The organism is Stenotrophomonas sp. IS26 (assembly GCF_054188265.1).
In genome coordinates this window covers 19,197-40,092 of sequence record NZ_JBSZJV010000026.1, presented here as the reverse complement: position 1 = coordinate 40,092, position 20,896 = coordinate 19,197, and the positions used below count along the sequence as shown (strand labels likewise).

Genomic DNA, 20,896 nt, shown 5'->3' with positions numbered 1-20,896 from the left:
AAAAAGTTCATCGCGGGACCAGGCCGAGGATGTCGTTGTAGAACGCCAATCCCATCAGCCCGGCCAGCAGCGCCAGGCCCACATACTGCCCGGCAGCCATGGCGCGCTCGCTCAGCGGGCTGCCCTTGACCAACTCGATAAGGTAATACAGCAGGTGCCCGCCGTCCAAGATGGGGATGGGCAACAGGTTGATGATGCACAGGCTCAGCGACAGCAGGGCCAGGAAATACAGGAACCAATCCAGGCCGCGTTTGGCCGAGACATTGGCGACCCGGGCAATGGTGACCGGGCCGGAGATGTTCTGCAGCGAGGCGTTGCCGGTGACGATGCGGCGCATCATCCCCAGGGAATCGCCCGCCATCCGGGCGGTTTCGCGCAGGGCTACCGGCACTGCCGCAAACGGCCCGAACTTGAGTTCGGCGTCGTAGGCCGGGGCGTGGGTCTCCGGGAAACCGATGCCGATCTGCCAGGTCGGCTGGCCACGGCCGTCCACGCCCTGGCGGGGGGTGATCTCCAGCGCCAGCCGCTCGCCGCCGCGCAGGACGTCGATCATGCCGGGGCCGCCACGCTGGCCGAGCGCGGCGATCTGCGCCGGCACCTGGTCGGCGCCTTCGATGCGCTGGCCGTCCACGGCCACGATCAGGTCGCCCGGCACCAGCACGCCCTGGGCAGCCGCGTCGGGCAGGACCTTGTCCACCAGCGCCGGCTGCAGCCAGAACTGCCAGCTCAACCCGGTCAGCTGGGGCACGCGGCGTTCATCGAAGCCGGCCGGCAGCTGCGACAGCGGCAGGGTGCGGGTGCGCACCTGGTCCAGGCCGTCGAGGACCTCGACCTTGGCATCGTGACGATCCATCGCCGCAGTGGTCAGCGCCATGCTGGCCTCGCCGGCGGTGGCCACGCTGCGGCCATCGACCTTGACCACGCGGTCGCCGGCCTGCAGCCCGGCGGTCTGGGCCATCCCGGTGGTGCGGCCGATGGTGGCCGAATAATCCTGTTTCCCGATCACGAACATCGCCCACAGCAGGGCGATGCACAGGATCAGGTTGGCGGCCGGACCGGCGGCGACCACCGCGATCCGCTGCCACACGGTCTTGTGGTTGAAGGCCTGGCCGCGCTCGGCCGGGTGCACTTCCACCTCGCGCTCGTCCAGCATCTTCACGTAGCCGCCCAGCGGAATGGCGGCGATCGCGAATTCGGTGCCGGCGCGGTTGCGGCGCGACCACAGCGGCTTGCCAAATCCGACAGAGAAGCGCAGCACCTTGATCCCGCAACGGCGGGCTACCCAGTAATGGCCGAACTCGTGGAATGTCACCAGCAGGCCAAGGCTGACGATCATCCACCAGACGGATCCGATGAAATCACCCATGGTGATCAGCACTGTAAGGGGGCGTATGGGGCATTCAGGCGTGGTCGATGGCGGCTTGGGTGATCTGGCGGGCGCGCTGATCGGCGGTCAGCAGGCCCTCCAGTGTATCGGCGGACTCGCTCGACAGTGTTGACAGAGCGTTAGCGACCAGCGCTGGAATGGCAAGGAAAGCTGCCCGCCCCTGAAGAAACGCTGAAACCGCGACTTCATTGGCTGCATTGAGGATCGCCGGGGCGGTGCCACCGGCGGCCATCGCCTGCCAGGCGAGCTTCAGGCACGGGAAGGCCTCGGTGTCCGGGGCTTCGAAATCCAGCCGCCCCTGGGTCAGCAGATCCAGCCCGCCGACCCCGGATTCGATCCGTTGCGGCCAGCCCAGGCCGACGGCCAGGGTGGTGCGCATGTCCGGCAGGCCCATCTGGGCCAGGGTGGAGCCATCGACGAATTCGACCAGCGAATGCACCAGGCTCTGCGGGTGGACCAGCACGTCGATGCGCTCGCCGGGCACGCCGAACAGATGATGGGCTTCGATGACTTCGAGCCCTTTGTTCATCAATGTCGCCGAATCGACCGAGATCTTCGGGCCCATGGACCACTTCGGGTGGGCCACGGCCTGGGCCGGGGTCACCTGGGCCAACTGCTCACGGCTGCGGCCACGGAACGGGCCACCGGAGGCGGTCAGGATGATCCGGCGCACGCCGGCCCCATCGAGACTCGCATCGCGGGAGCGCAGGCACTGGAAGATCGCGCTGTGCTCACTGTCGATCGGAATGATCTCGGCCCCGGCGGCCGCGGCCTGGCGCATCAGCAGTTCGCCGGCCAGCACCAGTGATTCCTTGTTGGCCAGCAGGATGCGCTTGCCGGCGGTGGCCGCGGCGAGGGTCGAGGACAGCCCGGCGGCCCCCACGATGGCGGCGACCAGGGTGTCGCAGGCATCACTGGCGGCCAGCTGATCCAGCGCCGCAGCGCCCGCATGGGCCCGGGTGGCCAGGCCGGCGTCACGCAGGCCGTCGCGCAGGGCGGCATACCGCGATTCATCGGCAATCACGGCATGCGCCGGGCGGTGCACGGCGCACAGCGCGACCAGCGCATCGACCTGGCGGCCGGCGGCCAGCACAGTGACCTGGTAGCGGTCCGGATGGCGCGCGATCACGTCCAGCGCGGATGCGCCGATCGAACCGGTGGCGCCGAAGACGGCGACCTGGCGGGGGGCGGAAGCGCTGGCCATGGTTAGAACCCGAAGATTTCCTTGCCGAGTGCGAACACCGGCAGGGCGGCGAGAACGCCGTCGATACGATCGAGCACGCCGCCATGGCCCGGGATGATATGGCCCGAATCCTTGGCACCGGCGTGGCGCTTGATCAGGCTCTCATAGAGATCGCCCAGCACCGAGGCAAACACGGTGACCACGGCGGTGATCACCAGGCCGACCAGATGGCCGCTGTCGATCCCGGCCAGCCAGCCGAAGCCCAGCGCCACGATCAGGCCGGCGACCATGCCGCCCCCCAGGCCTTCCCAGGTCTTGTTGGGGCTGATCCGCGGGGCCAGCTTGGTGCGCCCGAAGGTGCGGCCGGCGAAGTAGGCGCCCGAATCGGCGGCCCAGACCACGGCCAGCGCGGTCAGCAGCCACAGGTGACCGTTGTCACCGCTGGCATGGATGAGCACCAGCGAGGCCCAGGCCGGAACGATCGCCAGGGTGCCGGCCAGCAGCTTGAGCGCACGTGCCGGGCTGCTCGGGCTGGCGCCGAAGTTGAAGAAGCGCAGCCACAGCAGTGCCATCAACCACCAGCCGATGCCGATCAGTGCGGCGATCTGGTACAGCACCAGCGAGCCGGCATCGGCCCACACGATCAGCACCATCAGCACCAGATTCAGCACCAGCAGCACGGTGCGGGCGAGGGTGTCTTCCACGTCGGCCAGCTTCAGCCATTCCCACAGGCCAATCAGGAACACGGCGGCCGCCGCGGCGGCCAGCCACTGGGTGGGCAGCATCAGGATGGCGAGAATGGCGACCGGCGCCATGATCAGCGCGGCGATGACTCGGGTCTTGGTCATGGGGAAGAGGTCTCGGTGGCCAAGGCGGCGATCTGGGCGCTGGTCAGGCCGAAACGGCGTTCACGCGCGGCGTAGGCGTCGAATGCCTGCTGCAGGACGGCGGCGTCGAACTCGGGCCACAGTACGTCGGTGAACCACAGTTCGGTATAGGCCAGCTGCCAGAGCAGGAAATTGCTGATGCGGGTATCGCCACCGGTGCGGATGAACAGGTCCGGCGGTGGCAGGTCGGCCAGGGCCACGCGGCTGCTGAGCATCGCTTCGTCGATCTGCTCGGGCAGCAGGCGACCGGCCGCGACCTCGGCAGCGAGCTCGCGCGCGGCGCGGGCGATGTCCTGGCGGCCGCCGTAGCTGGCGGCGATGCTCAGGGTCATCGCACGGTTGCCGGCGGTGCGCTGTTCGGCCAGCTGCATGCGGCTGACCAGCCCGGCGCCGAAGCGCTCACGCTCGCCGATGAAACGTACGCGCACGCCACGGCGATGCAGCTCGTCCACTTCGCGGTCGAGCGCATTGAGGAACAGCTTCATCAGCGCGTCGACCTCATCACTCGGCCGGCCCCAGTTTTCGCTGGAGAAGGCGAACAGGGTCAGCGCGGCGATGCCGTGGTCGAGGCAGAAATCGATGGTGCGGTTGACCGCGCGCGCACCGGCACGATGGCCGATCACGCGCGGGCGACGACGCTTCTGCGCCCAACGCCCGTTGCCATCCATGATGATGGCAACGTGGCGCGGCACGGGCGCGTCGGAACTGCTGGTCGGGGCCTGGGACATAGGGCTCAGACCGCCATCAGTTCCTTTTCTTTCTCGGCGACAACACTATCGACGTCCTTGATGGACTTGTCGGTCAGCTTCTGGATGTCGTCTTCGCCGCGCTTCTTGTCGTCTTCGCTGATCGCCTTGTCCTTGATCAGGGTGGCGATCGCCTTGTTGGCGTCCTGGCGGATGTTGCGGATGGCGATCTTGGCGCCTTCGCCTTCCTTCTGCACCTGCTTGCCCAGCTCCTTGCGGCGCTCTTCGGTCGGCGGCGGCAGGTTCAGGCGGATGACGGTGCCGGCCACGTTCGGGGTCAGGCCGAGGTCGGAGGCATAGATCGCCTTTTCCACGTCCTTGATCATGCCCTTGTCGAACAGCGTGATGACCAGCGAATGGCCCTCGGAGACGCTGATCGAGGCGACCTGGTTCAAGGGGGTGTCGGTGCCGTAGGCCTTGACGGTGATGCGATCCAGCAGGGCCGGGGAAGCACGGCCGGTGCGGATGGAGGTGAGGGTGTGCTTCAGAGCATCGATGCTCTTTGCCATGCGCGTCTGCGCGTCCTGCTTGATTTCGTTGAGCATCGCCCGAATCCTGGATGTAACTGGGAATCGGGCGATTATAGGCGAAGAAGGGGCTTCGCCGGGCCGTTCAGGGCGCCCGGTGTGGGGCGCCGCTCAGGCTCAGGTGTTGTCGCGGCCCTGCACCAGGGTGCCGATGTTGTCGCCGTGCAGGATCTTGAGCAGCTCGCCCGGCTGGCCCATGTCGAACACGCGCAGCGGCAGATCGCTGTCACGGGCCAGCGCGAAGGCGGCGGTATCCATCACTTCCAGCCCGCGACGGATCACTTCGTCGTAGGTCAAGCTGTCGAAACGGACCGCATCGCTGTACTTGTTCGGATCCTTGTCGTACACGCCGTCCACCTTGGTGGCCTTCAGCAGCAGGTCCGCGCCGATCTCGATCGCACGCAGGGCCGCGCCGGAATCGGTGGTGAAGAACGGGCTGCCGACGCCGGCGGCAAAGATCACCAGGCGGCCCTTTTCCAGATGGCGGATGGCGCGGCGACGGATGTAATCCTCGCAGACGTCGTTGATCTTGATCGCGCTCATCACGCGGGCCTTGGCGCCCAGCTTCTCCAGGGCGTCCTGCATGGCCAGCGCGTTGATCACGGTGGCGAGCATGCCCATCTGGTCGCCGGTCACCCGGTCCATGCCGCCTGCCGCCAGGCCGGCACCGCGGAAGATGTTGCCGCCGCCGATCACCAGGGCCACTTCGGCACCGGCGGCCTGCGCTTCCATCACCTCACGGGCGAGGCGGTGGATCACCTTGGGGTCGATGCCGTAGTCCTCGTCTCCCATCAGCGCCTCCCCGGAAACTTTCAACAGGATGCGGCGATAGGCGAGCTTTGACATGGCGATCTCTGGATGCGTGGAAAACGCCCGGATTCTACTGGAAGCCGGGCCATCGGGCAGCATAAATTTGCTGCACTGCGGCGTAGGCAGGCGCTGCGACGGCCGCGATCACGGCGCCGCGCGCCGGTCGGGCTCAGGCCGGCGCGGTACTGGGCGAGCGCGCGATGACGCGGTTGCGGCCCAGGTTCTTGGAGCGGTACAGCACGTCGTCGGCGGCTTTCAGCAGGTCCTGAACATCGGCGAAACGCTCGTAGCCCCCCTGGGTGGCCACGCCGGCGGAGAAGGTCACGAACAGTGGGCCACCGGCCGCTTCGGCCATCGGTGTGTTGACGATCGTGGCCAGTACCCGCCGGACCACTTCCAGTGCGACCGGCTCGGTGGTATTGGGCAGCAGCGCGATGAATTCCTCGCCGCCGAAACGGGCCACCGTATCGCTGTTGCGCAACTGCTCCTGCAGCTTGGTGGCGAACATGCGCAGCACCTGGTCACCCATGAGGTGGCCGTGGGCATCGTTGATCTTCTTGAAATCGTCCAGGTCGATGAAGGCGACCGAGAGTGGCCAGCCATGACGGGTGGCGCGCAGGAATTCCTGTTCGAGCACGGCTTCGAGCTGGCGGCGGTTGAGCACCCCGGTCAGTGCATCGCGGTGGGCCTGCTCGGCCAGCCGATTGGCGCGCGCCTCGAATTCATCCGCACGCTGGCGGGCCAGGGCGGCGTCCTGCATCTCGCGCAGGTTGCGCAGCGTGGCCAGCTCCTGGGCATGGTCGATCAGCTGCTGCACGCGCGAGGGCGAGAACAGCGGGGTCTCGAACAGGGTGCTGATATCCGGCAGCGATTCGCCGATGCGGGCCAGCACCTGGTCGAACTGAGCGCTGTCCAGGCCGAGGGTGTCGTGCACGCGCTGCAGGGCGTGTTCGCGGGCGGCATCGGCATCGGTGCCGAGCCAGATATCGGCCACGGCGCCGGACAGGGCGACGCAGTTCTGGAAATTGTCGTCGCCGGTGGCGGGCGATTCGCTGTGCGCGATGCTGTCCACCAGGTAGCGGGGCAGGCCCCATTCCTCGGCCACCCACGCCCCGACATCGGCATGGCTGCACTGCAGGTGTTCGCGCTCCAGTGCGACCAGGGCGTCGTTGTCGGCCGCCTGGCGCAGCAGCGGGAGATAGGTTTCCGGCTGCGCCTGGGCGAGGGCGAGCACGCCGATGTCCTGCAGCAGGCCGGCCAGCATCAGTTCCTCGGCTTTGCGCAGGCCGCGGGCCTGGCCGAGCAGGCTGGCTGCCAGCGCGCTGAGGATGCTGCGGCGCCACGCGCGCTCGCGCAGGTCCTGGCCGTCGCCGGCCGCGGTCAGGTTCTGGGTGACGGTGAAGCCCAGTGCCAGGCTGACGGTGGCATTCAGGCCGAGCATGGTCAGTGCCTGGCCGAGGTTCTCGATGCGCCGGCGGCTGGCATACAGCGGTGAATTGGCGATGCGCAGCATGCGGGCACTCAGCGCCATGTCGATGGCGATGATGTCGGCGGCGGTGGTGATGTCCGCTTCCGGATCCTGCGCCAGTTCGATGATGCGCAGGGCAATACCGGGCGGGGAGGGCAGGTTGCGGCAGAGCGCCAGGGCGGCTGTCAGCTCGGGAGGCATGGCGGGCTTTTCAGTGTGTTGGGGCAAGAATACCTGAGGTACATCACAGTTTCGTCCTTGATTTCTTGCGTTGACGCGGCAGATCGGTTTGGGAGTATTGCCCTGATCCGGCACACAAAGCAAAGCCAATGGACAAAAAAAAGAAGCCGCGGAGTCCGCGGCTTCTTTCGTAACACATTCAAGCGGTGAAGATCAGGCCAGACCGGCCTGCTTCATCACTTCGGCGGCGTAATCTTCCACCACCTTCTCGATGCCTTCGCCGACCGCCAGGCGCTGGAAGCCGACCACATCGGCACCGGCGGCCTTGAGGACCTGCTCGACCGACTGGTTGGTGTCCAGCACGTACGGCTGGCCGTACAGGGTCACTTCGTTGACGATCTTGGCGATCTTGCCGCTGATGATCTTTTCCAGGATATCGGCCGGCTTGGACTTGTCCTTGTCGGACATCTTGGCCAGTTCGATTTCCTTTTCCTTGGCAACGAACTCGGCCGGCACATCGGCGGCCTTGTTGTGCGGCGGGTTCATGGCAGCCACGTGCATGGCCAGGCCACGGGCCAGCTCTTCGTTGCCGCCGGCCAGTTCAACCAGCACGCCGATGCGGCCGCCGTGCACGTAGGCAGCGACGTTGTTGGTCGATTCCAGGCGCACGATGCGACGCACGTCGACCTTCTCGCCGACCTTGGCGATGACGGCAGCGCGGGCTTCTTCGATCGTCTCGCCGGACGGCAGCTTGGCGGCCTTCAGGGTGTCGATGTCGGCAGCGCCCGAGCTCAGCGCGGTGGCAGCAACCGCCTTGGTGAAGTCCAGGAAGTTGCTGTCCTTGGCGACGAAGTCGGTTTCCGAGTTGACTTCGACCAGCACGGCCTTGCCGCCGTCCTGGGCCGCCACGATGATGCCTTCGGCAGCCACGCGGTCAGCCTTCTTGTCGGCCTTGGCCAGGCCGGACTTGCGCAGCCATTCGGCCGAGGCGTCGATGTTGCCGCCGTTTTCGACGAGTGCCTTCTTGCACTCCATCATGCCGGCGCCAGTGCGCTCGCGCAGTTCCTTGACCAGGGAAGCAGTGATTTCCACGGGATTTCCTCACGAAAGAAAGGGGTTGGGCCGGCATGGTGGCCGGCCCGTGTGACAGGTGTCCTGTCGTCGCGCCAACGGCAGCGGACAGGAGCGGTGGGCGCGCTGCGCCCACCGCGGGCCTGGATCAGGCCTGGGCTTCGCCAGCGGCCGGAGCGTCGGCCGCCGGGGCTTCAGCGGCCGGAGCGGCAGCAGCCGGAGCAGCAGCCTTCTTGGCCGGTGCGCGGCGGGCCGGCTTGGCTTCTTCGCCAGCAGCGGCTTCGCTGAACTCTTCTTCGCGGACGGTGGCGGCGTGCGGCGCAGCAGCCTTGCCTTCCAGCACGGCGTCGGCAGCGGCGCGGGCGTACAGCTGCACAGCGCGGATGGCGTCGTCGTTGCCCGGGATCGCATAATCGACCAGTTCCGGGTTGTAGTTGGTATCGACAACAGCGATCACCGGGATGCCGAGCTTCTTGGCTTCCTTGATGGCGATGTCTTCGTGGCCGATATCGATGACGAAGATCGCGTCGGGCAGACGGTTCATGTCCTTGATGCCGCCCAGCGAGGCTTCCAGCTTGTCGCGCTCGCGACGCAGGCCCAGCACTTCGTGCTTGACCAGCTTGTCGAAGCTGCCGTCGGTCTCACCGGCTTCCAGTTCCTTCAGGCGGGCAACCGACTGCTTCACGGTACGGAAGTTGGTCAGGGTGCCGCCCAGCCAACGCTGGTTCATGAAGGGCATGCCGCAACGCTCGGCTTCTTCACGGATCGACTCGCGGGCGCTGCGCTTGGTGCCCAGGAAGAGGATGGTGCCGCGCTTCTGCGCAACGCTGGAAATGAAGTTCATCGCGTCATTGAAGAGCGGAACGGTCTTTTCCAGGTTGATGATGTGGATCTTGCCGCGGGCGCCGAAGATGTACTGGCCCATCTTGGGGTTCCAGTAACGGGTCTGGTGGCCGAAATGGACGCCGGCTTCCAGCATCTGACGCATGGTGACCTGGGGCATTGCAGTAACTCCTGATAGGGAACCGGCCGCCACGGGTAATAGTTGGGCGGTCCGCCGTGAGGCGGGAGGTTCCGGGGTTTGGCTTCCCTGTCGCTTCCGTGACCGAACTCCTTGCGGAGCACCCCGGCACGGATATGGGCGGCAGGTGTGGATTCACCGGTGACGTCCGGTGTTGACGTGTTCCCTGCTTCGATGAGGCAGGAGATCCGGTCGATTATAGCCCGGCCTGGGCCGGGGCTGCAATCTCGGGCGCGGCGGCGGGCAGGGCAGCCTCTGCTGCGTGGTCCAGGCGGGCCTGGAAGTGGCCGCCAACATACTGATCGGGGCGGAAGGGAAGCGCCCAGGTCCGCGTCTGGCGGGGCAGCACATAGCCGGCAAGGCCCGCTATCACCACCTGGCGGGCCCCAGTGCGGTCGACGAACACCAGGTCGGCCACGTGGGCGTGGCGCGCGCCACCATTGTAAAGCTGCACGTGCGCGGCCAGGCCCGGCTGGAGCCGTGCCTGCAGTGCCGGTGCCACTGCGGGTGCTTGAAGCGGGTCCAGGAACACCGGCAACGAGTAGCGCGGGGCCGTCGCCGCAGGCAGCGCCGGATCCGGGCTGATGACCAGCCGATACGCCTGTTGGACCTGTTCGGGGGCGGCGCCGAGCCGGACCACGCGCAGGCGCTGCCGCTGGCCGGGCGCGATGTCCAGTACGGACGGGCTCAGCGCCACGTCCTCGGCCGGCTGCAGGCGCTCGTCGTTTTCTTCCTGTTCCCAGCGATACAGCCGGGCCTGGCCGGACCATCGCACCGGATCGGGGTTGTCCAGCCACAGATCGACGTCGGCCTGCCCGGCAGGCAGCAGCACGCGGGTGGTGGAAAGCTGCACGGCCCTCGCATCGGCTGCAGGCAGGGCCAGGGCCAGGGCAAGTGCGGCAAGCCCGCGCATCAGTAGGTCACCGTAGCCCGGTCAGGCCGGTCGCCGCGGAGCAGTTCCACCGGGGTCAACGCCTGCACCTGCATGGGCACCGGCGTGGGAGCATCGCTGCGCTGGTGCGGCATCGCGCAGTCCGGCCGCGCCCCGCGCAGGGCCGTGGTCGTGCAGTCGGCCACGATGCGGAGCTGGATGCGCAGGCCGCCCTGCGACTGCGCGGTGGCGGGCAATGCCGTGAATCCGGCGAGCAGGAGCAGGCAGGCCGGGGCGGGGGGGAGCCGTCTCAGGATCATCGAACATCGCAGGAAAGGGGCCTGCCCATTATCGGCCAGGCTGCCGCCGGTCTTGAGGGCGACGCGGGATCAGTAGGTAATGTTCACCGTGATCACATCGTTGTAGCTGCCCTGGGCCGGCAGGCTGCCGGAGGTGGGCGGCGCCCGCCCGTACACCGTCAGCGTCTGGGTGCCGCCGGTGCCGGTGCCGGGGACGGTGTCCACCCCGATGGTGTTGCCCCAGCGCTGGCTGCGGCCACTGTCGCGGTACAGCTCGTAGGCAATGAAGTAGCTCGGATTGGTGGCGTGCTGCATGCGCCGGGTGGTCGTTCCGAGCACGTGCTGGCCGTTGTCCAGGCCGATGGTGTACGCGGTGCGGTTGATGCAGGTCAGGCCGATGGTCGAGGTGCGGTCGATGTTGCCGGTAATGGCGCCGGCATTGCTGCCGAAGTCCATATCGGTGGTGACATACGTACTGCATTGCGGCAGGACGTTGGCAGTGACCGTGAACGGGAAGCCGGAGGCAACGGTCTTGTTGCCGGTCGCGCCGCCGCCGGCCGGGGTCGTGCAGGCGGGCGGTGGGGAGGCGGTACCGAGCAGTACTTCGTTGTAGGCGAAGCGAACCGTGGTGTCGGCGGCGGCGAAGCTGCTGCTGAAGCTTCCTGCGGAGAGCGTCTGCCCGGCCGGAACCTGGCCATAGATGGTGACGGTGACCGTGCCGCTGCCGCCGGTCAGCAACGGCACGTTGTAGTTGAGGTCGATCACCTGCGCGCCCGGGTTGCTGCCCGGGGTCAGCCCCCAGATCGTGCTGCGGGTGGCATTGGTATACAGCTGGAACGCCATGGTGTCGGTCGTGGCGTTGCGCAGGCTGCGCGTGGGCTGGGTGGCGCTGCCGCCGCTGCCGTTGCCGATGCCCAGGCAGGCGCGCACCGACGCGGTCGCCAGCAGGCTCAGGGCGGCCGTGCTGCAGGTGATGGTGAAAGTAGTGGTGGTGTTGGTGACGCTGGCAGACCCGTTGGTGATGGTTCCGAACGCGAGGGTGACCGGGGTGGTGACCACGCAGTTGGTGTCGGCATGCGCGGAGCGGCTGCCGAACAGGGCCAGCGCGGCCACCAGCAGCAGGGCGAGCGCGCGGATCACGGCGATGGCCCGGCGATGCAGCGCAGCGGCCCCAGTCGGCGCGGATGCGGCTCGCTGGGGCTGGGGGGCTCCAGGGCCACCGTGCATGGGCCGCGCGCGGTGTCGATCCGCAGGGTGAGCGGTAGGGTCACGTCCTCCAGGTAGGTCTGGCCGTCGTAACCGACGATCGCCGTGCGCGCCCCGGCCAGATGGACCACGCTGCCGGGTGCCAGCGGGTGGCCGCTGTCATCGTGCAGTACAAGGGTGAGGGGGTGGGTGCGGCGCAGGCCGAAATCCACGCCGATTCCGGCGCTCTGGCGCGGCGTGACCCAGCGGTCGACCTCGGCGGCGCGGATGTCTGCCGGCAGGTCCAGGGTGTCGATCGAGAGCCGGTTGCGCTGCCAGGACAGCAACGGCGTCACCAGCAGCAGGCCGTTGTGGTCGGTGCTGCCGATCAGGCGGTTTTCCAGCCGTACCGGTACCCCGGCGAACCTGCCGGTGGAGACCACGGCGAACGCATCGGGCACTTCGCGTGCGGCGAACACGTGCCCCCCCATCCAGACCAGGCTGCCGCTGGCGCTGGCATAGCCGTAATCGGTGTCGCCCTGGCGCGAGTACCCCAGTGCGTAGCGTCCGACCCGGTTGAGCCAGCCCACTTCACCCAGGCCGCCGCCGCCATCGTCGCCGCCGCGCGCCTGCAGGCGCCAACCGACCCCGCCCTGGCTGCCGTCGCCGGGCACCGGCTGGGACACGTCGGCCACGTAGGTGGTGTTCTCGCCGTTGCGCTGGGTGGACAGGCTGGCCTGGCGGTTGCGCCCAAGCGCGGCCGACAGCGACAGGTAGATGCTGCGATCGTTGCTCTCGTCCAGGTTCTGGTTGACCGACAGGTACGTGGACCAGCGGCGTCCGAGGTTGGCCGACCAGAACAGGCTGGCGTAGCGGTTGTCCTCACCATCGCGGTAGCGCAGGCGCAGGTAGCTGGCACTGATCGCCCCGGCCGCGTCCAGGTTCACGCCCAGCGTGGCCTGTTCGCTGATCTGCGCAGGCAGGCTGTCCTGCAGTGCACCGAGGTCACGATAGTCGCCGTGGGTGCGTCGGCTGGACAGGTTGACGTTGAATCGGCGGTTGTTCCAGCTGTACCCCAGCCCGTACTGGCCGCCGTCGCGGCCGTCCTGGCGGCTGTGAACGTAGGCGGCATTGAACACCCCGGCGGCGCCCAGCAGCCACCAGCCGCCAGCGCCGGCATTGCGCACGCCGCCACCGCCCTCGGCATGCAGTTCGGCGGTGAACCGGTCGCTGACGCCGTAACGCCAAGTGCCGCTTCCCACGGTCTGCGCCTCGTAGGCGAACGAGCGGATGCCATAGTCCCGGCGCATGCGTCCCACGCCCAGCGACCAGTCCGACAGGCCCTGCGCCAGCAACTGCTGGGTGCCGTAGAAGGCGAAGTCCAGTGTCTGCATGCGGCCGAATGCATCGGTGATCACCACCTGGGCATTGCCGGTGCCGTTGATGCCCGGCTGTGCGGCCAGCTGGAACGGTCCGACCGGCACCTGGCCGTTGTACTGGCGCAATCCGTCGACATACAGCTCGACGTTGGAAGGCACCACCGCTTCGCCGAGGAAGGTCGGGGTGGGGGTCAGCAGGCGATACGGCTGCAGGCCATAGTTGCGTCCAATCTGGATGCCGCCCATCCGCACCGGCCGGCTCCAGTCGACGAAGCCACTGTAGAAATCGCCGACGGTCAGGGTCAGCGCTGCGTCGGGGAAGTCCAGTTGCCAATGGGTGTCCAGGCGCACGCTGTCGGTCCGCCAGCCTTGCCGGGGAACCTCGTAGATGCGCTGCACGGTGCTGTTCTCCAGCACGCCACTGCCGAGCCCGAACAGCCGCAGTTCGCTTGTGAGTGCCAGGTTGCCGCCGGCCTCACTGTGGCTGCCATAAACGTCGTAGTTGAGGAGTGCTCCGGGTGAGGCGGAGGCATGCGGGGTAGTTTCCTGTGCCCGCTCGAGCCGGGTGGTCGGCAGTGCGAGCTGGTCCAGTGGCACGTCCAGCGCGAGGGTCTGCAGGGAGGCGTCGTAGCGCAGCACCACGCCGGCCAGACGGTCCAGTGGCACCGCCGCGTCGCCCTGCGCGGGGAAGCCGAGCTGGCGCAGCGTGGCCGGCGCGGCGAACAGCCGCCCCAGTTCCTGGGTGAAGGGAAGCAGGCCACGCGGCGCGCGATTGAGGGTCACGTCCAGGTACAGGGTCTGCGGCGCGGTCAACGGGGTCGGTGCCGGCAGCACGGCGTCGCCCGACGCGCCCGAGGCCTCCAGGCCGATCTCCGCGGCGTGCATCGTCCAAGGCAGCAGGCTGGCGCTGAGCAGCATCCGCGCGCAGGCCTCAGCGAGCCGGTGGCGCGACGGGCAGTGGTGTCTGGGCCGACTCACCATTGATCCTGGCCATGAAGGTGGCTCCCGCCAGGCGGGTTGCCGAAAGCTCCAGCGGCCAGCGCATGGTCTGGCCGCCAAGGACGTAGCCCAGCAGGCCCGGATGTACGGTCTGCGGGCGCTCCGGAGTGCCGATGGCGAGGTCGGCCAACTGCGCGTACGCGCCGCCGTCGTTGCTTACTTCCAGTGCCGGGCGGCCATCATCCAGGGTGATCTGCCGTGCCCGCAGCTTGGCAGGGGCGGCCTGGACGGGTTGGACGAAGACCGGCAGCGAGTAGCGCAGCACGAACTGCATGCCGGTCCGGTTCGGATCCAGCGTCGGCAGTTCGTCGACAATCACCCGGTAGGCCAGCTGTCCTGCCGGGGCCTGCGAGTCGCTGCGCACCACCCGCACCAGCTGCTGTTGGCCAGCGGCAAGGGACTGCATCGGCGGGCTGACCTGCAGGTCGTCGGTCGGGGTCAGCTGGTCCTGGCCTCCTTGCTGGCTCCATCGGTAGACCCGCACCTGCACCTGCACCGGTGCGGTGCCGCTGTTGCTGATCCACAGCGCGTCGGCGTTCTGTCGGGGCCCCAGCTGCAGCCCGGTCGGTGCCACCTGAAGGCTGGCGGCCGGGACGGTGCCGATGGAGAGGGCAGACAGGACGCAGGCCAGTCCCAGGCGCCGCCGGAGGCGGGCCCGTGCGGTCATTGGCATGGGCTGCCCTCAGTAGGAAATGGTAGCGGTGACCGTATCCTGGTAATTACCCGTCGCGGCATTGTTGACGCTCGGGTTGGCGATCTGGCCGTACACCGTGTAGGGCACGGCCAAGCCAGTGCCGATCCCGGCCACCGTGTTGGTGCCGGTCGTGGCGCCCCAGACGTTGGCGTGGCCGGCATCCTGGTAGAGCTGGTAGCCCACGAAGTTGTTGGCGGTGACCGCGGCGTTGGTGTTCTTCATGCGCCGGGTGGTCACGTCGTTGGCGGTGCCAGCGTTGGAGCCGGCGTTCAAGGCGATCGTGTAGGGGGTCAGCGCCGAGCATTGCGCGGTGATGGTGCCCTGCGCGTTGGACGGGGTAGTGGCCGTGGACAGGGCCGAACCGAAGTCGACGTCCGTGGCGGCTGCAGCGGTGATCGTGCAGGCCTTGGTGATGATGATCTTGACGTTGAAGGTGGTGGTATCGGCCGCCAGGGCGGGCGCAGCGAGGCTGACAAGGGCCAGGCTCAACAGGGCAGGACGGAGAAATCGCATGGGCATGCTCCTTGGACGCGGGTCCTTGCTGAACAACACGATGCTGCCGAACGGTGACGCGATGGAACGGTGTTGATCCGGTTATAGGTTTGGTCTTGTAGGGAGCCCGTGAGATTTGGGCGATTCGATGGCCGTTTTCGGCATGAACATGCGATTTGAGACGTTCATCGCATTCATTCATCGACCTGACTGAACTTGCGCCCAAACCGCGGCTGTCGGTGTTCCACCCGATCCCGTTCAGATTGGCCCCGGATCGGCGATAATGGGCCCCATGAGCGTGAATCTGAAAACCCCCGAGGAAATCGAACTGATGCGCATCGCCGGCCGTCTGGCCAGCGAAGTGCTCGACATCGTCACCCCCCACGTCAAGCCGGGCGTGACGACCGAAGAGCTGGACCGCATCTGCCATGACCACATCATCAATGTGCAGAAGGCGACGCCGGCCAATGTCGGCTACCGCGGCTTCCCCAAGACGGTCTGCACGTCGGTCAACAACGTGATCTGCCACGGCATCCCCAGCGAAGCCAAGGTCCTCAAGGACGGCGACATCGTCAACATCGATGTGACCGTGATCAAGGACGGCTGGCACGGCGATACCAGCCGCATGTACTACGTCGGCACGCCGTCGGTGATGGCCAAGCGCCTGGTCGATGCGACCTACGAAGCGATGTGGCGCGGCATCCGCGCGGTCAAGCCGGGCGCGACGCTGGGTGACATCGGCCATGCGATCCAGAGCTATGCCGAAGCCGAGCGCTTCAGCGTGGTGCGCGAGTACTGCGGCCATGGCATCGGCAAGGTCTACCACGACGAACCGCAGGTGGTGCATTACGGCCGCCCCGGCCAGGGCCTGGTGCTGCAGCCCGGCATGACCTTCACCATCGAGCCGATGATCAACGAGGGCACCCGCTACAACAAGGTGCTGCCCGATGGCTGGACCGTGGTCACCAAGGACCGCAAGTTGTCGGCGCAGTGGGAGCACATGGTCGCGGTCACCGAGACCGGCGTCGACGTGCTGACCCTTTCGCCCGGCGAATCGCAGGTCTGAGCATGCTGCCGGCGAGCCCGATGCTGGACGCGCCGGCCGATTCCGTCGCCGACCCGGACTGGGCGGCGTTGGCGCGCCAGTCGCTGCAACAGACCGACGCGCGGCTGTACCGCCGCTTCGACCAGGGCGACAACATCGAACGCCTGCTCGCCCTGCGCGCACGCGCGGCCGATCACCTGATCCGGCTGGCCTGGCATCGCTGCCTGCCCGCCGGTTCGGGAATGGCGCTGTTCGCGGTGGGCGGCTACGGGCGCGGCGAGTTGTTCCCGCGCTCGGATATCGACGTGCTGGTGCTCGGTGCGCCCGAGCAGCAGCGTCGGCACGAGTCCGGGCTGGCACGCTTCTTCGCCCTGCTCTGGGATTGCGGCCTGCCGGTCAGCCACGCGGTGCGATCGGCGGCCGAATGCACCCAGGCCAGCGCCGATCAGACGGTGCTGACCGCGCTGATCGAGTCGCGCCCGGTCGTTGCCGATGACACGGCCCGCCAGGCATTGAAGGCAGCCGTGAACGTGGAGGGCCTGTGGCCGCCACGCGAATTCTTCCTCGCCAAGCGCGAAGAGCTGCTGGCCCGCCATCAGCGCTTTGGCGACACGGCGGACAATCTCGAGCCGGACATCAAGGACGGCCCCGGCGGGCTGCGCGATCTCAATACGCTGGGCTGGATGGCACTGCGTGCGTTCGGCGTGCGCGATCTGGAAGCGCTGGTCGGCCTCGGCCATCTCGGCCCGGATGAAGCGGCCGCGCTCAAGCGCGAACGCTGCGCGCTGGCACGGCTGCGTTTCGGCCTGCACCTGGTCGCCAACCGGCCCGAAGAGCGCCTGCGCTTTGATTACCAGAAAACACTCGCTGCGCGCCTGGGTTTTGAAGACGACATCGAAAGCCTGGCCGTGGAAAAAATGATGCAGGGGTTCTACCGCAGCGCCACCGTGGTGCGCCGGATCAGTGACCGCCTGCTGCAGCGCTTCGAGGAACAGTTCGATGGCGAAGCGGTGCCCGAGCCGGTGAGTGTCGGTTTCTCGCTGCGCCGCGGTTACCTGGCCGCCAATGACCCCGCGTGGCCGCAGGGCGACATCGAGCAGGTATTCGCGCTGTTCTCCAGCTGGGCCTACAACCCGGATGTGCGCGGTCTGCATTCGCTGACCGCCCGCGCGCTGGCCGAGGCGTTGCCGGAGCTGGCGGCGTATACCGAGGCCAGTGCCGCGGCACGCGAACAGTTCCTGGCGCTGCTGCGCAGCCCGCGCGCGGTCGATACCCTGGCGCGGATGGCACGCCTGGGCGTGCTCGGCCAGTGGATCCCCGCGTTCGCGCAGGTCTCCGGGCGCATGCAGTTCGATCTGTTCCATGTCTACACCGTGGACCAGCACACGCTGATGGTGCTGCGGAACATCGGCCTGTTCGCCAGCAGCCGCGCCGATGAGCGCTTCTCGATCGCGCATGAAGTGTGGCCGCGCCTGCGCAAGCCGGAGCTGCTGCTGCTGGCGGGCCTGTTCCATGACATCGCCAAGGGCCGCGGCGGCGATCACTCCGAACTCGGGGCGGTGGACGCCCGCGAATTCTGCCAGGCGCTGGCGCTGAGCAGTTCCGATACGGAGCTGGTGGCCTGGCTGGTCGAGCAGCATCTGCGCATGTCGGTTACCGCGCAGAAGCAGGACATTTCCGATCCGGACGTGATCCATCGCTTCGCCACCCTGGTGGGCAGCCGCGACCGGCTCGATTACCTGTATCTGCTGACCTGTGCGGATATCGCCGGGACCAGCCCCAAGCTGTGGAATGCGTGGAAGGACCGTTTGCTGGCCGACCTGTATTTCGCCGCGCGCCGCGCGCTGCGCGACGGGCTGGAGAACCAGATGCCGGCCGCCGAGCGGGTCGCCGAAGCGCGCGAATCGGTGCGCCAGCTGGTGCGTGAGCGCGGCTACGACGATGCCACCATCGAGCGCCAGTTCACCGTGATGCCCGATGAGAGCTTCATCCGGCTGCGGCCCGAACAGCTCGCCTGGCAGGCGGCCGCGCTGGTGCCGATCAAGCAGGGCCAGACCCTGGTCAAGGTGCGCCGGATCACCCCGGACGACCACGCGCTGGAGGTGTTCGTGCACTCGCCGGATCGCGACGGCCTGTTCGCGGCGATCGTGATGACGCTGGACCGCAAGGGCTACGGGATCCATCGCGCGCGTGTGCTGGACGGCCCGGTCGACACCATTTTCGATACCTTCGAAGTGACCCCGGCCGACAGCTTTGCCGATGGCGATGCGCTGCGCCTGGAGGCTGGCCTGCGTGAGGCGCTGGCCGGCGATCTGACCCGGCTGCGCCCGTCGCGCCGTGTCATTCCGCGCCAGCTGCGGCACTTCCGTTTCGCCCCACGCATCGAGTTCCGCGATGTCACCGATGGCCAGACCACCAGTACCCGTTTCAGCCTCGTCGCACCCGACCGCCCCGGCCTGCTGGCCGACGTGGCGTTCGTGCTGCGCAACCAGCGGCTGCGCGTGCATGATGCGCGCATCGCCACGTTCGGCGAGCGCGCCGAAGATATGTTCGTGATCAGCGATGAGCATGATCACGCCCTGACCGAATCCGCCAGGCAGCAGCTGCAAGACGCGATGCTCGCCTGCTTGGACCCTGATCGAAACGCCGGAGACCCCCACTGATGGCCACCAAGCCTGCCAAGAAGACTGCCGCGAAGACCGCGGCGGCCAAGACCCCTGCTGCCGCGCCTGCGGTAAAGAAGACTGCTGCCGCAGCGAAAAAGGCGGCACCCGCAGTGAAGAAGGCTGCCGTGAAGAAGGCGCCGGCCCGCAAGGTTGCCGCCACGCCGGCCGAGAGCGCCGCCAAGCGCAGTGCCAGCCGTGATGCCACCATCGCGCGCAAGTCGCTGCGCAAGCCGGCCACGCCGGGCGTGGAAGAGCTCAAGTTCGGCATCGAGAGCGCGTTCGAGCGCCGTGCCACGCTGACCCTGCACGAGATCGAAGGCTCGACCAAGCCGCTGGTCGGCCGCGTCATCGATGGCCTGGAAACCGGTGAATTCCGCGTTGCCGAGCCCGACGGCCACGGTGGCTGGAAGGTCAACGAATGGCTGAAGAAGGCCGTGCTGTTGTACTTCCGCGTCAACGACATGGCCGTGGTCGATGCGCGCCCGGCGCCGTTCTGGGACAAAGTCGAATCGCGTTTTGCCGGCTTCGATGAAGCCAAGTTCCGTCGCGCCGGCGTGCGCGTGGTGCCCGGTGCGATCGCGCGTCGTGGCAGCTACTTCGGCAAGGACGTGGTGCTGATGCCGAGCTTCACCAACATCGGCGCCTACGTGGGCGAGGGCACCATGGTCGACACCTGGGCCACGGTGGGTTCGTGCGCGCAGATCGGCAAGCACTGCCACCTGTCCGGCGGCGCCGGTATCGGTGGCGTGCTGGAGCCGCTGCAGGCCAGCCCGACCATCATTGAAGACCATTGCTTCATCGGTGCGCGTTCGGAAGTGGTGGAAGGCTTCGTGGTCGGCCATCACAGCGTGATCGGCATGGGCGTGTTCCTTGGCCAGAGCACGCGCGTGTACAACCGCGCCACCGGCGAGATCAGCTACGGTTCGGTACCGCCGTACAGCGTGGTGGTGTCCGGCCAGCTGCCGTCCAAGGACGGCTCGCACTCGCTGTACTGCGCCGTGATCGTCAAGCAGGTCGATGCCAAGACCCGCAGCAAGACCAGCGTCAACGAGCTGCTGCGCGGCCTGGCCGACTGAGCACGCCGCAGCCCGCGCTGGCGCAGGCAGCGCGCTACCGGCACCCGTTCGCGGGGTGGCCGGGACGCGCGCTGCAGCGTCTGCTCGGCTGCGCGCACCTGACCGCCGCCCGGCGCGCGCTGACCCGCGTGCTGCCGGTGCCGGCGTTGATCAGTGATGTGCGTGAGGTGGTGTACCTGAGCTGGTGGGTAGACGTGCGTCATGCGCCGCCGCCGCCGCCCGGGCATCGACTGTTCGAGCATGACGGGCGCACGCCCTACACGATCCTGACCTACCGCCACGGCCATTTCGGGCCGGCGCTGGCGGGGCCGTTGCGTGGCCTGTTTCCGTCGCCGCTGCAGAGCAACTGGCGCTGGTATGTGGTGCCGGACGATGCAGCGGCCGGGGCCGCCACGCCGCGGGTCCTGTTTGATCGCAACGTAATCGACAGCGTGGCGCACGCGGTGGGTGCACGGCTGTGGAGCGATGCCATGCAACCGCATCTGGCCGCGCGTTTCGAGCATGCCGTGGATGCCAATGGTGGGCACACCGTGATCGAGCCAGGGCAGGGCAGCGCGCCCGCACTGCAGGTGCAGGTGCGTCCGGCAACGGCCTTGGTGGCGGCGTGGGCGGTCGGGGCGTTCACCGATGCAGCGCAGGCCATGACCTTTCTGGCCTGTCAGGAGGCCGCGTTCGCGGTCGCCCCGGATGGTCGGCTGGCCTTGACCCATATCGATCTGCCGATTGCCCTGGCGGAGCTGCAGCCACTGCAACTGGAAGGCCTGGTGTCCTGCCCGCACCTGGCCGCGATGGGCGTCGATCTGGCCGATGCGTTCTGTTTCCGGGTGCCGCAGGTACCATTCCGGGTCGTGTCCGAACGCCTGTTGTGACATCCTCATGGCGTCCTTCCTGATCGATGCTGCACGCCGCG

The 20,896-nt window shown here is 67.7% G+C and carries 19 protein-coding genes; 4 read left to right on the top strand and 15 right to left on the bottom strand.

Annotation, left to right across the window (positions count from 1 at the left end):
* Positions 1-7: 7 nt before the first annotated feature.
* The 15 genes from rseP to ACW6W5_RS16465 all read right to left on the bottom strand — a co-directional run bounded on the left by rseP (position 8) and on the right by ACW6W5_RS16465 (position 15,220).
* Entirely contained in the window at positions 8-1,366 is a 1,359-nt protein-coding gene (gene rseP / locus ACW6W5_RS16535) for an RIP metalloprotease RseP (RefSeq protein ID WP_102789229.1), read from the bottom strand.
* Between the two features lie 34 nt (positions 1,367-1,400).
* Positions 1,401-2,591, bottom strand: a complete 1,191-nt coding sequence (locus ACW6W5_RS16530; RefSeq protein ID WP_152151756.1) for a 1-deoxy-D-xylulose-5-phosphate reductoisomerase — start codon at positions 2,589-2,591, stop codon at positions 1,401-1,403.
* Positions 2,592-2,593: 2 nt separating this feature from the next.
* Positions 2,594-3,418, bottom strand: coding sequence for a phosphatidate cytidylyltransferase (locus ACW6W5_RS16525; protein ID WP_152151758.1), 825 nt, complete (start codon positions 3,416-3,418; stop codon positions 2,594-2,596).
* A complete protein-coding gene (uppS, locus tag ACW6W5_RS16520) occupies positions 3,415-4,185 on the bottom strand; it encodes a polyprenyl diphosphate synthase (RefSeq protein ID WP_121041482.1) in 771 nt (256 codons plus the stop codon). The genes ACW6W5_RS16525 and uppS overlap by 4 nt, the downstream gene beginning before the upstream one ends.
* Before the next feature lie 5 nt (positions 4,186-4,190).
* Positions 4,191-4,748 carry a ribosome recycling factor gene (gene frr, locus ACW6W5_RS16515; RefSeq protein WP_121041484.1) on the bottom strand — a complete coding sequence of 186 codons (558 nt, stop codon included), beginning with the start codon at positions 4,746-4,748 and terminating at the stop codon, positions 4,191-4,193.
* 99 nt (positions 4,749-4,847) lie between these two features.
* Positions 4,848-5,576, bottom strand: a complete 729-nt coding sequence (pyrH, locus tag ACW6W5_RS16510; protein ID WP_121041486.1) for a UMP kinase — start codon at positions 5,574-5,576, stop codon at positions 4,848-4,850.
* Positions 5,577-5,709: 133 nt separating this feature from the next.
* A complete protein-coding gene (locus ACW6W5_RS16505) occupies positions 5,710-7,209 on the bottom strand; it encodes a GGDEF domain-containing protein (protein ID WP_152151760.1) in 1,500 nt (499 codons plus the stop codon).
* Positions 7,210-7,401: 192 nt separating this feature from the next.
* Positions 7,402-8,280 (bottom strand): translation elongation factor Ts, encoded by an 879-nt coding sequence (tsf, locus tag ACW6W5_RS16500; protein WP_088433310.1) that lies wholly within the window; start codon positions 8,278-8,280, stop codon positions 7,402-7,404.
* 127 nt (positions 8,281-8,407) lie between these two features.
* A complete protein-coding gene (gene rpsB / locus ACW6W5_RS16495) occupies positions 8,408-9,262 on the bottom strand; it encodes a 30S ribosomal protein S2 (protein WP_152151762.1) in 855 nt (284 codons plus the stop codon).
* A 214-nt stretch (positions 9,263-9,476) separates the two neighbouring features.
* Entirely contained in the window at positions 9,477-10,193 is a 717-nt protein-coding gene (locus ACW6W5_RS16490) for a fimbrial biogenesis chaperone (protein ID WP_152151764.1), read from the bottom strand.
* Positions 10,193-10,408, bottom strand: coding sequence for a hypothetical protein (locus tag ACW6W5_RS16485; protein WP_226956597.1), 216 nt, complete (start codon positions 10,406-10,408; stop codon positions 10,193-10,195). Before ACW6W5_RS16485 ends, ACW6W5_RS16490 begins: the two co-directional genes overlap by 1 nt.
* Before the next feature lie 132 nt (positions 10,409-10,540).
* The gene (locus tag ACW6W5_RS16480; RefSeq protein ID WP_428999459.1) at positions 10,541-11,587 is read right to left on the bottom strand and encodes a Csu type fimbrial protein; all 1,047 of its coding nucleotides are present in this window, start codon (positions 11,585-11,587) and stop codon (positions 10,541-10,543) included.
* Entirely contained in the window at positions 11,587-13,932 is a 2,346-nt protein-coding gene (locus tag ACW6W5_RS16475; RefSeq protein WP_152151767.1) for a fimbria/pilus outer membrane usher protein, read from the bottom strand. The genes ACW6W5_RS16480 and ACW6W5_RS16475 overlap by 1 nt, the downstream gene beginning before the upstream one ends.
* Before the next feature lie 13 nt (positions 13,933-13,945).
* Entirely contained in the window at positions 13,946-14,686 is a 741-nt protein-coding gene (locus ACW6W5_RS16470) for a fimbrial biogenesis chaperone (protein WP_121041500.1), read from the bottom strand.
* Positions 14,687-14,695: 9 nt separating this feature from the next.
* Positions 14,696-15,220: a Csu type fimbrial protein gene (locus tag ACW6W5_RS16465; RefSeq protein WP_152151768.1), complete on the bottom strand. Its 525-nt coding sequence runs from the start codon at positions 15,218-15,220 to the stop codon at positions 14,696-14,698.
* Between the two features lie 271 nt (positions 15,221-15,491).
* Here ACW6W5_RS16465 and map point away from each other — a divergent pair, with 271 nt between their 5' ends.
* From map to ACW6W5_RS16445, 4 genes are read left to right on the top strand one after another with little or no spacing between them, the layout of a single operon-like run.
* A complete protein-coding gene (map, locus tag ACW6W5_RS16460) occupies positions 15,492-16,265 on the top strand; it encodes a type I methionyl aminopeptidase (protein ID WP_121041504.1) in 774 nt (257 codons plus the stop codon).
* A gap of 20 nt (positions 16,266-16,285) precedes the next feature.
* Positions 16,286-18,907, top strand: coding sequence for a [protein-PII] uridylyltransferase (locus ACW6W5_RS16455; RefSeq protein WP_428999818.1), 2,622 nt, complete (start codon positions 16,286-16,288; stop codon positions 18,905-18,907).
* On the top strand, positions 18,907-19,986 hold the full coding sequence (gene dapD, locus ACW6W5_RS16450; protein WP_152151772.1) for a 2,3,4,5-tetrahydropyridine-2,6-dicarboxylate N-succinyltransferase: 1,080 nt from the start codon (positions 18,907-18,909) through the stop codon (positions 19,984-19,986). Before ACW6W5_RS16455 ends, dapD begins: the two co-directional genes overlap by 1 nt.
* On the top strand, positions 19,983-20,855 hold the full coding sequence (locus tag ACW6W5_RS16445) for a hypothetical protein (RefSeq protein ID WP_152151857.1): 873 nt from the start codon (positions 19,983-19,985) through the stop codon (positions 20,853-20,855). Before dapD ends, ACW6W5_RS16445 begins: the two co-directional genes overlap by 4 nt.
* The last annotated feature ends 41 nt before the right edge of the window (positions 20,856-20,896 follow it).